The 11,763-nt window shown below is 62.7% G+C and carries 16 protein-coding genes; 8 read left to right on the top strand and 8 right to left on the bottom strand.

The window, feature by feature from the left end; all coding sequences use genetic code 11:
- Positions 1-41 precede the first annotated feature (41 nt).
- On the top strand, positions 42-809 hold the full coding sequence (locus ACESMT_RS08455; RefSeq protein WP_372826126.1) for a ThiF family adenylyltransferase: 768 nt from the start codon (positions 42-44) through the stop codon (positions 807-809).
- On the opposite strand, the gene ACESMT_RS08450 is transcribed toward ACESMT_RS08455, so the two are convergent.
- Positions 802-2,796 carry an AsmA family protein gene (locus ACESMT_RS08450; RefSeq protein WP_372826125.1) on the bottom strand — a complete coding sequence of 665 codons (1,995 nt, stop codon included), beginning with the start codon at positions 2,794-2,796 and terminating at the stop codon, positions 802-804. The two genes, ACESMT_RS08455 and ACESMT_RS08450, sit on opposite strands and share 8 nt — an antisense overlap.
- 280 nt (positions 2,797-3,076) lie before the next feature.
- Between ACESMT_RS08450 and ACESMT_RS08445 the strand changes: the two genes are divergently transcribed.
- Positions 3,077-3,442, top strand: coding sequence for a response regulator transcription factor (locus tag ACESMT_RS08445; RefSeq protein WP_372826124.1), 366 nt, complete (start codon positions 3,077-3,079; stop codon positions 3,440-3,442).
- Between the two features lie 27 nt (positions 3,443-3,469).
- Here the strand turns inward: ACESMT_RS08445 and ACESMT_RS08440 are convergent, their stop codons facing one another.
- Entirely contained in the window at positions 3,470-4,102 is a 633-nt protein-coding gene (locus tag ACESMT_RS08440) for a response regulator (RefSeq protein WP_372826123.1), read from the bottom strand.
- A gap of 161 nt (positions 4,103-4,263) precedes the next feature.
- Here ACESMT_RS08440 and ACESMT_RS08435 point away from each other — a divergent pair, with 161 nt between their 5' ends.
- From ACESMT_RS08435 to ACESMT_RS08410, 6 genes are all read left to right on the top strand, one after another.
- Complete coding sequence (locus ACESMT_RS08435; protein ID WP_372826122.1) at positions 4,264-5,589, top strand: CHASE3 domain-containing protein; 1,326 nt, start codon at positions 4,264-4,266, stop codon at positions 5,587-5,589.
- A 203-nt stretch (positions 5,590-5,792) separates the two neighbouring features.
- Entirely contained in the window at positions 5,793-5,957 is a 165-nt protein-coding gene (locus tag ACESMT_RS08430) for a DUF1328 domain-containing protein (RefSeq protein ID WP_372826121.1), read from the top strand.
- Between the two features lie 83 nt (positions 5,958-6,040).
- Positions 6,041-6,442, top strand: coding sequence for a hypothetical protein (locus ACESMT_RS08425; RefSeq protein WP_372826120.1), 402 nt, complete (start codon positions 6,041-6,043; stop codon positions 6,440-6,442).
- A gap of 34 nt (positions 6,443-6,476) precedes the next feature.
- Entirely contained in the window at positions 6,477-6,842 is a 366-nt protein-coding gene (locus ACESMT_RS08420) for a hypothetical protein (protein WP_372826119.1), read from the top strand.
- Between the two features lie 26 nt (positions 6,843-6,868).
- Positions 6,869-7,315, top strand: a complete 447-nt coding sequence (locus ACESMT_RS08415; protein ID WP_372826118.1) for a hypothetical protein — start codon at positions 6,869-6,871, stop codon at positions 7,313-7,315.
- Positions 7,316-7,409: 94 nt separating this feature from the next.
- Positions 7,410-7,724, top strand: a complete 315-nt coding sequence (locus ACESMT_RS08410; protein ID WP_372826117.1) for a BON domain-containing protein — start codon at positions 7,410-7,412, stop codon at positions 7,722-7,724.
- Between the two features lie 200 nt (positions 7,725-7,924).
- Here ACESMT_RS08410 and ACESMT_RS08405 read toward each other — a convergent pair whose 3' ends face one another.
- The 6 genes from ACESMT_RS08405 to ACESMT_RS08380 all read right to left on the bottom strand — a co-directional run bounded on the left by ACESMT_RS08405 (position 7,925) and on the right by ACESMT_RS08380 (position 11,474).
- Entirely contained in the window at positions 7,925-8,389 is a 465-nt protein-coding gene (locus ACESMT_RS08405) for a BON domain-containing protein (protein WP_372826116.1), read from the bottom strand.
- A gap of 41 nt (positions 8,390-8,430) precedes the next feature.
- The gene (locus tag ACESMT_RS08400; protein WP_372826115.1) at positions 8,431-8,628 is read right to left on the bottom strand and encodes a CsbD family protein; all 198 of its coding nucleotides are present in this window, start codon (positions 8,626-8,628) and stop codon (positions 8,431-8,433) included.
- Positions 8,629-8,772: 144 nt separating this feature from the next.
- Positions 8,773-9,276, bottom strand: a complete 504-nt coding sequence (locus tag ACESMT_RS08395) for a thermonuclease family protein (protein ID WP_372826114.1) — start codon at positions 9,274-9,276, stop codon at positions 8,773-8,775.
- A complete protein-coding gene (locus ACESMT_RS08390; RefSeq protein WP_372826113.1) occupies positions 9,273-9,644 on the bottom strand; it encodes a DUF2784 domain-containing protein in 372 nt (123 codons plus the stop codon). The genes ACESMT_RS08395 and ACESMT_RS08390 overlap by 4 nt, the downstream gene beginning before the upstream one ends.
- Before the next feature lie 100 nt (positions 9,645-9,744).
- Positions 9,745-10,578: a DUF429 domain-containing protein gene (locus ACESMT_RS08385; protein ID WP_372826112.1), complete on the bottom strand. Its 834-nt coding sequence runs from the start codon at positions 10,576-10,578 to the stop codon at positions 9,745-9,747.
- Positions 10,579-10,592: 14 nt separating this feature from the next.
- Positions 10,593-11,474, bottom strand: coding sequence for an EamA family transporter (locus ACESMT_RS08380; protein ID WP_372826111.1), 882 nt, complete (start codon positions 11,472-11,474; stop codon positions 10,593-10,595).
- Positions 11,475-11,763 lie beyond the last annotated feature (289 nt).

The following is an 11,763-nucleotide window of genomic DNA, read 5'->3' as shown; positions in this document are numbered from 1 at the left end:
GTCCGCCTGCATGTTCGTCGCACGCCCGGGTTGCCCGCCCCATGAACGATAGCCAGCTGCTGCGGTATTCCCGCCACATCCTGCTTGATGAAGTCGGGGTCGAAGGCCAGCAGGCCCTGCTGTCCGCCCACGCCCTGATTGTGGGCGCCGGCGGCCTGGGTTCACCGGTAGCGCTCTATCTGGGCAGTGCCGGCGTGGGCCGGATCACCGTGGTTGATCATGATCGGGTCGATAACACCAACCTGCAGCGGCAAATTGCCCATACCCTGTCCCGCGTCGGGCAGTTCAAGGCTGAGTCCGTCCGCCAGGCCATCGCGGCCATCAACCCCGATGTTCAGGTGACGCCGGTCACGGCGCGCGCCGATGAAATCTTGCTTGATGCGCTGCTGCCCGGAGTAGACGTGGTGCTGGACTGCTGCGACAACTTTGACACGCGCCAGGCCATCAACCGCGCCTGCGTCAAACACGGCAAGCCGCTGGTGTCGGGCGCGGCCATCCGGTTTGACGGCCAGGTATCGGTCTACGACCCGCGCCAGGTGACCTCGCCGTGTTACGCCTGTGTGTTTCCGCCATCACAGGCGGTCGAGGAGGCGCAGTGCGCCACCATGGGTGTGTTCGCGCCCCTGGTGGGCATGGTGGGAACCGTGCAGGCCACGGAAGCGCTCAAGCTGCTCTGCAACATCGGCCGGCCCTTGACCGGGCGCCTGTTGATGCTGGACGGCCGCGCCATGGACTGGAGCGAAGTGCGCATCCCGCGCAACCCCGCCTGCCCCGTCTGCAGCCCTCAGGCCGGGATGTCGGCTATTTGACGGAACTGGCCGGAATACGCGCTGCGGCGCGCGGCGCGGCCGCCTGCCTGATCACCTCCCGGCAGTCCGCATCTTTCCCGGGCCCGGTCTCTATGGTAGCGGCCAGCGCCAGCAAGGGGTTGATCACGGCCAGCGCCAGGGCAATGCCGGCTCGTCCCGCCAGCGCGCCCTTGTCGGGGAAAGCCGTTGGCGCACCGAAGGTCCCGCCTATGGTGAGCGGCGAACGCAAGCTCAGTATGCTCGTGTCTTTTGGCGACGGCTCCAGCCGGATATTGAGGGTTTCGTCAGCCAGGCTCACCTGCCCCGTGCCGACGATGACGGTATCGACGGTGTCCAGGACAATCGCCTTGCTGGTCATCAGGCCTTTCTGAACTCCGAAGGCAGCCGCGGCGCAACGCAGCCGCACATTGCGGTCGCCCCGCACCAGAAATTTGATGATCTCGCCGCCATCCAGGCCCATGAACTCCAGCAGGATGTTGCTGATTTCACCGGCCCCCATCAGAAAGGCCACATTGCCGGACGACGAGGCCAGCACCTGGGCCGTCGAGTTGCCGCTGCCCTTGAGGTCGACCTGGCCGCTGATCCTTCCCAGGCTGCTTTTGGTGCTTGCGATGGTCGGAAACAGCTGGTTGAGCTGGATGGCCTTGCCATCGAGCCGGGCTTCGATCGCCGCCGGCTTTGCAGCGCTGTTAATGGCCAGACGCCCTGTCAGCTCGCCGCCCGCCACCCCCAGGGTCAGGGGATCCAGCTGGAGCAATCCCTTGTCGAGGTTGATGACCACACTCATGCGGTCCAGGGGCAACGCCTTCACGTGCAGGATTTTGGTGGCGCTGTAAGACACCTTGGCGTTCATGGCCATGAGCTTGTCGAAGCCGAGCTTGGCGTCCGGCAACACCCTGCCGGCGCGGGCCGGTCGGCGCTGGGGCGTTTGCCCGGCTTTTGCCATGGCAGGCGGCGCATTGTCCGAGGACAGCCCGATGATTGGCCCCAGATCCTCGAAGTCCAGCAGCTTTGACTGAATCTGGCCTGTCAGCAGCGGTATGGGTTTGGCGTTGGTGAAAGTCAGTGCCCCGTTGAGGTCCGACTTGCCAAGCACCCCGCCGATCTGGCTGACGGCCCAACTCGGACCTTGCTTGTTCAGCTGGCCCCGGAGTTTGTAGGGCGGCGTGCCGGGCAGCACGACGCCAAGCAGTTTGTAGAGGTCCGAAAGACTGCGGCCTTCGAGTTCGAAGGTCGCATCCATGTTGCCAAATTCCGCCAGATTGGTCACCGAGCCCCTGGCCTTGAGGCGGGTGCGTCCCACCGCGGCGTCGATTTCAAGCGGGAAGCTTCCCTGGGTGTCAGCGCTCAATTGCAACACCCCCCCGGTTTTGCCCTGGGCGGTAAATGGCTCGCCCTTCCATTTGCCGCGCGCCTTGTAGCTCAGCGGCAATTCGGCGGAGGCCTCGGCCACCAGGGCGAACTCGGCCTTGATGTCTGCGCCTTCGCCAACGGCCAGGTAATGAAGCGTGCCCTGGTCCACCAGCAATTGGCCGATCACCGGCACACTGCTTTCGTCTGCGGTGTTTTTTCCGAGCGCCCAGGTTCGTTTTCCGTCTGGCTCAATCTGCAGGCCCAGCTCAGGTTTCTGAAGCCTGAGCAGGGGCAAGTCGATGCGCCCGCCAAACAGGGACCACAAGCCGATGTGTATTTCTGCCGCCTCCGCCTTGACAAGATAGTGGGCCCTGGCCCATTCGGGGTTGGCAAATTCAATGCCGTCGGCCATGACCTGGATGGTGCGGCCCAGTTTCACATCCAGCTGGCGGGTAATCTCGAAATGCCGCCCGGTCCGTTCGCTGACATAGCGGTTCACCGGCCCACGCAACCAGTCCCACGGAAAAAACACGGCCAGCAGTACCAGCGCCACCAGCAAAACTGCCACGCCGGCCAGGACCCTCGCCCACCATGTATTGCGAAGCCGGGGCGCGGTCGGAAAAAGACTGTTCATAAGTGGCGTGCAGTTCCTGGAGCTGGCAGCAACCCGGGATCGGGGCAGTCAAGACAGTCGCATGGGCCTCTGGGGGCCGCATGGCGACAGTCATTGGTGACCAAGTGTTGAACTGAAACGGCAGGCAGCCCATCGGTTGGGGCGATGCTTGCCTGTCAGCGTTTGCCTACAGTTCATAATGTAGGCAACTTCCTACAGGCTCGTCGTTGTGCAGCTGTCAGAATAACTGGCACACATAGATACAGCAGTTAACCGATCAGTTAACAGACCGACTGAACCCGTGAGACAAAAAACTTATATTGTCGAAGACAATGCCACGATTCGTGACAACCTCATCGCTACGCTTGAGGAACTGGCCGGGATTGAATCCGTAGGCACGGCAGAGACGGAAAATGAGGCCAAAGAATGGCTCAGGAACAAAGACCAGGAATGGGACCTGGCGATTGTTGATCTCTTCCTGAAGCAAGGCAGCGGCCTGGGCGTGCTGGAAGCCTGCCGCAACCGCAAGCCGCAGCAAAAAGTGATTGTCCTGAGCAACTACGCCACTGCAGACATCCGCAAACGCTGCGCCCAGCTGGGCGTGGACGCGGTTTTCGACAAATCCAATGAAATTGATGCGCTGGTGGACTACTGCCTGTCGCTCTAGCCGGCTAGCCGGCGTGCCGGCCTTTCATCAATCAATCAGCTTGTTTTTCAGCGCGTAGTAGGTCAGGTCGCTGTTGGAGGCCAGGCTCATTTTTTCCATCACGCGGGTCCTGTAGGTACTGACCGTTTTCACGCTCAGGGACAGCGCCTTGGCGATATCGCCAGCGGTTTCACCTTTGGCCAGCTTCAGGAAAACCTGAAACTCACGCTCGGAAAGTTGCTCATGGGGTGTGACGTCATTTTTACGATTGAGCTGCTGGGCCAGCAGCTCTGCCACCGCTGGCGTGATGTAGCGCTTTCCCAGCGAGATCACGCGAATCGCGTTGACGATCTCCATCGGATCGCACTCCTTGTTCAGGTAACCGCTGGCACCCTGGCGGATCAGGTTGACCGCGTAATGCTCTTCGGGGTAGCCGCTGAGAATCAGGATGCCGACATCGGGCGCCTTGGCGCGGATCATGGCCAGCGCATCGATGCCGCTTTGGCCGGGCATGGAAAGGTCCATCACCAGAATGTCGAGCTCGACATTGCGCACCAGGTCGATGGCTTCACGGCCACTGGCCGCCTCCCCCACCACGCGGAGGTCCACCTGGTCGGAAAAGAACTGTTTGAGCCCCGAACGCACAATGGCATGGTCATCAACAATTCCAATTTTGATCATTTCGTTTCCTTTTCAAGGGTCTGCGTTTCGACGCGGCACAATGCCTTCATGTGGCGCTGCGTAATACGACGCCGTGCTTTTTGTCTCAAAAGCGATTATTCACGAATTATCGGCAGAAATACGGACCGGAGATCACGATGAGATGGTTTGCAATACCCAAAATGGCAATCAGCCTGCCTTCGGCAGTGTTTGCGGCCGCCGTTTTGATCTTCATCAACGAAACCGGATTCCGCCAGTCCACCCAGGCCACCACCCGCATCGAGGAAGCCCAGGAGACGCGCACCGCGGTTAATCGGATGTTGCAACACATGCTGGACGCCGAGACCGGCCAGCGGGGCTACCTGCTGACCGGCGACGCCCAATACCTGGAGCCGTACGATGCCGCCACAGCGGACATCAACCAGACGCTGGACACGTTGCGCCGCCTTTATGTGCCCTATCCGGCAGAACTCGCGGACTTCGGCATCCTGTCTCGGACGGTGTCGCGCAAGCTCGCCGAAATGGACCTGAGCGTGCGCTTGCGCAAGCAAGGCAAGGAAGAAGCCTGGAAGTTTGTGCTGACAACCGATGTCGGCATGGAGCAGATGAATGTCATCCGCAACCAGATCGGCAAGATGAGGCAATTGAGCAACACCAAGATGGGCGAAGCTCAGGCCCAGATCACCCGATCCCTGCAGCTGTCGCGCCTGGGCATTGCACTGATGGCGCTGACGGGCCTGCTGGGGTTTTACAGGTACCTTCAGAAAACCCAGGCGCTGCTCCATTCCGGCAAGCGGGAACAGGAGTCCCTGCAGCGTGAGCGCGACCAGCTGGACAAGGAGGTGCAGGACCGCACTGCCACGCTGGCCGAACTGGCCACCCACCTGCAGCAGGTGCGCGAAGACGAACGCGGCCACCTGGCACGGGAGCTGCACGACGAGCTGGGTGCGCTGCTGACGGCGGCCAAACTCGACGTGGCGCGCATCAAGTCGCGGCTGGGGGTCATCTCGCCCGAAGCCACCGAACGCATCCAGCACCTGATCGAAACGCTCAACAGCGGTATCGCACTCAAGCGACGCATTGTCGAGGACTTGCGTCCGTCGTCGCTCTCGCACCTGGGCCTGGTCGCCTCCCTGGAGATATTGACGCGCGAGTTCGAGGACCGGGCCGGCCTGAGCATCACCACCGACCTGGAGGTGGTGGAGCTGGACCACACCGCCCAGCTCACGGTCTACCGGCTGGTGCAGGAGTCACTGACCAACATGGGCAAATATGCCGAGGCCCGGCAGGCAGAGGTTGGCCTGCACAACTTTGACAGCTACATCACCGTCGAGGTCAAGGACGACGGCAAGGGTTTCGACAGCATGAATATCAGCGCCGGCAGCCACGGGCTGGCCGGGATGCGGCACAGAGTGCAAGCCGCGGGTGGACGGTTGACCGTCACGTCCAGCCCCGGCCAGGGCACGCGCATTTTCGCGGTCCTGCCCAAGATGAAAGTGGCTTGCTGAGCCCCGCTGAGCGAGCACTCTTACACCTCATTGCAGCCGCGGCACCATCAATCGGCGCAGTCCTACAGGGGGTCATCGTTCTGCCCCACAGGGCCATCCGCCCCTCACCGATGACGGGTTTAACCACAGCCGCCTAAGCTTGCAGCAGGTGTTTCAATTGCGAGCGCCGCAACCCACGGGCACCGCCCTGCAAGGACATTGACATGCTGCACTACTCCGTTGTGTTTCTGGTGATCGCATTGATTGCAGCCGTATTCGGCTTTGGCGGCATCGCTGCCGGTGCAGTCGAAATTGCCAGGATTCTTTTCTTCATCTTCGCAATTTTCGCAGTGGTCAGCTTTGTCGTTGGCCTGATGAAGAGAAACTGAACTTTCTCCACCCGGCATCCGCGTGAACCCCGACGGGTCTTGCGGTACCGGGTGCCCCTTTCAAACTCCTCCAAGGACCTGACATGAAAAACCCGACTTCCAGCTCGCCATCCACACACGACACCCTGAGCAGCGCGCGCCAGTTTTCCGACCAGATGCACAACAGTGCCGAACATGCCATGGAGTCCAGCCGTAGCCTGGCCAACGACACCCTGGACAGGGCAGAAAGCAAAATGCGCCAGTTGCGCGGCAGCATCGACCCCGTGGTTGACAAGCTGGCCTCACAAGCCCAAAAACTGGCGCGTCAGAGCATGGACATGGCTTCCGAGGCCAGCGACCGCGCGCAGCGTTCAATGCACCGCTACGCCGACGCCACGACACGTTATGTTTCCAACGAGCCCGTCAAGGCCGTGCTGATCGCTGCAGCTGTCGGCGCAGCCGTGGCCCTGCTGGTCGCCGCTGCCCGCAATCGCGACTCGCACTAAAACCCGAGCCCGCCCGCCTCTGCCATCGCCCGCCATGCTGCATCCCTTTTTCTCCACCCTGATCCGGCGACCCAATTTGCTGGTGGACCATCTGGCTGGCTATGCCGAGCTCATCCAGCAAGAGGCCTCCGAGGCAGGTTCTGACCTGATTGAGCGCATCGTCGCCTGGGTGTTGGTGCTCGTTTGTGCGACGGTATTTTTAATACTGACCGGTGTTGCGCTGATGCTGGGCATGGTTCTTGACCAATTTCACTGGGTGCTGGTGGCGGTGCCGGCCCTGGTGCTGGCGCTGGTGGTGGCCGCTTTCCTGAAAGCCCGCAAACCGCTGCTGCGGAAACAGTTCGCCGAGGTCAAGGCACAGGTTGACCGCGACGCCCGGGCCTGGCGTTCAGCCGCATAAAGAAAAAAGGGCAAAGCGCAGCGCTCATGACAAATCCGATACTTTCAGCGCAGCAGCGGCTTGCCGCCAGCCGACAGGCCATTTTGCGCGACATGCACTGCGACGGTGACCCACCCGGCATGACGGAGTCTGGCGTGGACGAGGTCAATGCCGATATCACTGAAACCCGCAGCACAGGCACCTCATCCGGCTCACTCGGCCTGCTCCGGCAGGTCGCACGCTCGTGGTGGCAGGCTCACCCGGCAAATCTGGCGCTGGATGTCGCCAAACCGATGATGCAGGAATACGCGCAGGCACAGCCCATGAAGCTACTTGGCATTGCCGCAGCAACCGGCGCGGCGCTGGTCGTGCTTAGACCCTGGCGGCTGATTTCCCTGACGGGCGTTGGGCTGGCCCTGGTCAAGTCCACCGGCGTGTCCGGTGTCGTGCGGTCGCTGCTGCATGGCGCCGGCCAGCACGACCGGCATCGATGAATTCCTTTCGCAAACCGACCGGCGTGGTGCCGTCAGTCGGCCAGCTTTTCAACTCAACGCACCACCACAACTCTATTACCTCCAAGGAAAAACCATGAAATACGCTCGCGCCATTGCCTTCGCCGCCCTCGCCGGCATCACCATCATCAGCACAGGCTGCGCCGTGGGGCGTGGCCAGCAGACAGCTGGCTCCTTCGTCGATGACTCCGCCATCACCACCGCTGTAAAAGCCAAGTATGCAGCCGACAAAACCGTTTCAGCCCTGTCCATCAACGTGGAAACCCTGAACGGCACCGTGCAACTGTCGGGCTTTGCCAAGTCTGCTGCTGAAAAATCGCAAGCAGAAACCATTGCCCGTGGCACCAAAAATGTCCGCGCCGTGCGCAACGACATCGTCGTTCGTCCCTGAAAGCGCCACACTGAGCAGGGCTGACACGGGTCGGCCCCAGGACAGGGTCCGGCTTCACCGCCGGGCCCTGTTTTGCCTGGGGCCAAGGCATTGCAGACAAAGTAAAAACGCCGCACAACAACAATGCGAAAAAAAGCCACTGAACGCACCAGAAGCGGCGCGATCAGTGGCGAGGGGTCAGAACCCTCTGGCTGTGCTGTTTAGCTGGCCTTGAGTACCAGCTGGTTATTCACCGACGACACGCCCTTGACCTGTTTAGCCAGCTCTGTCGCCTTGTCTTTGGCGGCTGCGGTAGGCGCCGGGCCGTTCAAGGTCACGACACCATCCTTGGTGTCCACGTCGATCTTGATGGCGCTCAGACCGGGATCTTTCGCCAGACTGGCATTGACCGATGTGGTGATCACTGCATCGTCGATTTTCTCGCCGATGGTGGTGCTGACCTGGCTGCCAGAGACCTGCGCATCCTTGGCGGCGTCTTTCATGGCATTGCCGGCTTCCCTGGCAGCCTGTTCGGTTTTGGCAATGCCCGAGTCGATGGACTGGCCAACTGTTTTACTGTCATCACTCTTTCCGCAGGCTGTCAGCGCAAGCAGCACGGCAACGCTGCAGACGGCGGCGGCAACCGGGCGGCGCAGAGCGCCAGAACGGGTGGAATGGTTTGTCATGGGGTGATCTCCTTTCAGATGGATCGGACGGATTCGCCTGCTCAGAGCTTGTCGATGGCTTTTCTGGCGGAATCCTTGACGTTTTCCTTGGCATCCCCGTAGCCGGATTGGGCCTTGCCCTTGGCCTGGTCCACCCGTCCTTCGGCTTCGAGATTCTCATTGCCGACAACACGACCGGCAACTTCCTTGGCTTTGCCTGCGGCCTGGTCTACCCGGCCTTCGACTTGATGCTTGTTCATGATGATTACTTTCAATGCGGCCCGCCGGTGTGGCAGACACGATTTCAATGTATCGGGGGCCACAAAAAGCAGGCGTCAGCAGCTACGGGAATTTCCTGTAGGACGCCAGCGCTCGCTGATGTCCTGTGGTGTCCTGTGAACCCTTCATGAAATAAAGCCCGCAGCGCAGGGCCCGTGGTGCTTGCGAAACAGCCGGGGTTCCTGTGCCGAGGCGTTGGCAAACAGCCCGCGCTTCGCAGCGCGGGCGCGCAGCTGCTGCGGCACGTAGGGGCCACCGTCCCGGCCAAAACGATAGGACCAGGCCTGCCCCCCGCTGACCATCCAGCCGCCGATGTCGTCTCCGTCCAGGGACAGTGCCGCGATGATGCGGCCATAGTCGTCCTTGCGTTCCGTGCGGACGTCGATCTGGCGTCCTGCCAGCCGGCCCGTCAGCACCGCGCGCGACGCCCGGCCGCCGGGTTGGCAGATCTCGGGCGCATCAATGCCCGCGATACGCACCTTCACCGGCTTGCCACCGCTTGCACGCTGCACCCACAAGGTGTCCCCGTCTGTGACATGTGTGACTTTTCCGCTCCAGGCCACTGCCGACAGGGCGTTGGCGGCGCCTGCCAGCAGCAGCAGAGCGAGGCCGACGCCTAGCCGCGTCATGCGGCACGTCTCCGCCGGCGGCGCCAGACCAGCGCATACACCGCCGCGTTGATGACCAGCAACAGACCGCCCAGCACCCACTGCCACTCGCGCGTCAGGCCAGCCGGGTAAATCAGCGGCATCAGGTAGTGCTCGACAAACCCTTGCGTATAGGTCGACGCACCTGCGGCGCGGCGCAAGGCATTTTCCAGCGGGGTGAGCGGGCAGACCCAGCCCGTGAACTCCACGGTCGCGCCCCAGGCCAGCGCCGGCAGGTGCAGCCAGGGTATCCAGCGCCAGCGCAAGGCCAGGGCGCCGCCAGCCACCGCGAATACGATGAACAGAAAATGAACTCCGATCACCAGGTCGGCCAGCCATGCATACATCATTTGCTATTTATTTTATAGCTGACTGTGCAGGTGGGATAAGGGCTGAGGCCATATTTCTCTTGAATTTTTAATACACAGCACAAGCCACCACCACAGAATCTCAGGCGGTCACAATCCAGCCTTCGAGCCGGTCCATGGCCTGGGGCAAGCCATAAAGCGGTGCACCCTGCGCGTGCTGGGTTTGCGCCCAGGCGGCCTGCATCAGGCACAGCACGGCGTCCAGCGAGTCCCCGCTGGCGTCGTCGACCAGGGTATCGCGCTGCGCGTGGGTCAGCTTCAGGCGCAGGCCCAGACGGGTCTGGCCCATCTCCAGCGCAGTGATCAGGTCCTTGCGGGCAATCAGCCGCTCGGGGGTCTGCTTGATCCGGTCATCACTCTTGTAGGAGCGGTTGCCGAGCACCTCGCGCGCGAGCAGGCCGGGGTAGGCTTCCAGCGCCACACGCGTGGTGTCGCCGTCATGCAGACCAGGCAGGTGCACGCCAGCAGCCAGCAGGCGCGGCACACCGGCATGCAGCATGTAGGCGACCGGGGGATTGACCCATTTCATCGACGGGCTGGAGCCCGCCGGCCGGTCGGTGGCGCGGTGCGCAAACTTGCCACCTGCGGGGCGCGCGTCGCAAAACGCGGCAAAGGTTTGCCGGATGTCGGCGCGGCTGAGCGCCGCATAGTGCGCGATCAGCGCCGGCCAGTGGCCGGGCCAACCGAGTTTCTCCACCAGTTCGCGCGGCAGGCCGAACGGAAAATCAAAGGCGCCCAGCCAGCTGGCGGGCCCGGACAGCCAGGCCTCAAAAGCATCCAGCGATTCCAGCCGCTGCAGCCCGGACAGCTGGACACGCCCGCCGCGGCTCGCGCCCAGGGCCAGCACGATGGGTTTGCGGCGTGTCGGGGCACTCGAAAAATCGCATCCAAGTAGCAGGGGTGAGGCGGCGGTCATGCCCTGATTTTCCGTCAACCCAGCGCCAGCGCCATCACGCCTGCGGCAATCAGCGCGGCGCCGCACAAACGCTGCAAGCGGTCGCCCTCGCCCAGCAGGTGCCCACCTATCAGCGCCGCAAACAGCATGGACACCTCACGCGCCGGCGCCACATGCGACAGCGGCGCCACCTGCATCGCATACAGCACCAGCACATAGGAGACCGGGCTGATGGTGCCCACCAGCAAGGCGTACTTCCATTGCTGGTGCCAAAGCAGCCATGCTGCCGCCCGGTCGCGCAGCATTGCGGGCGCCAGCAGCGCCAGGCGCACGAAGTTGCCCAGATAGTCCACCAGAATGGGCGACATCAGCATGAATTTGACGGCATAACCGTCCACCACGGTATAGCTGGCGATGAAGACCCCGGTCACCAGCCCATACAACATGCCCTTGTGCACGCGGCGGCGCTGCGCCGGGTCGTGCGCCGCACGCAGCAGGCCGGGGCCACCGGCAATCAGAAAAACACCGCCCGTCACACCGGCGATACCGGCCAGGCCCAGGGCCGAGATCTGCTCGCCCAGCAGCATGACGGCCACCAGCGAAGACAACAGCGGCCCGGAGCCGCGGGCCAGCGGGTAGACCACCGTCAGGTCGGCCTTTCGGTAGCCGCGCAGCAGCACCACGTAATACAGCACATGTAACACGCCACTGAGGGCCACCAGCGCCCACTCCGCCCAGCCCCAGCCAGGCAGCACGCCCCAGGCGGCCCACAGACCCACCGGCGCCCAGACCAGCATCAGCACCACGCTGGTAAAAAAGGCAAAGCGCGCATCGCCACCGGCCTTTTTGGCAGCGATGTTCCAGCTGGCGTGAATCAGGCCGGCGAGGATGACGAGGACAAGGGCGGAAAGCGGCATGACGTAGGCAGGGGAAGCGCCTGCAGCGCGGCAGGCAAAGCGAAAGATGCGGGAGCGCTCTCTTCACCAGTCAGGGCCGCGGAACCGGCTTTGCCGGGCCGCAGGCGCAGCCCCCCCCCTCGGGGGTCAGCGGGGACACGTCAGTGCCGAGCGTGGGGGACAAGGTTTTCCCGCTGGGCCGCCCCAAGGGAAAATGCGCCCCCTCGGGGGGCAGCGACCCGCGAAGCGGCGGAGCGTGGGGGACAAGGTTTTCCCGCTGGGCCGCCCCAAGGGAAAATGCGCCCCCTCG

Source organism: Polaromonas sp., assembly GCF_041689105.1.
Lineage (GTDB): Bacteria > Pseudomonadota > Gammaproteobacteria > Burkholderiales > Burkholderiaceae_C > Polaromonas.
This window is presented reverse-complemented; position numbering and strand designations above follow the sequence as displayed.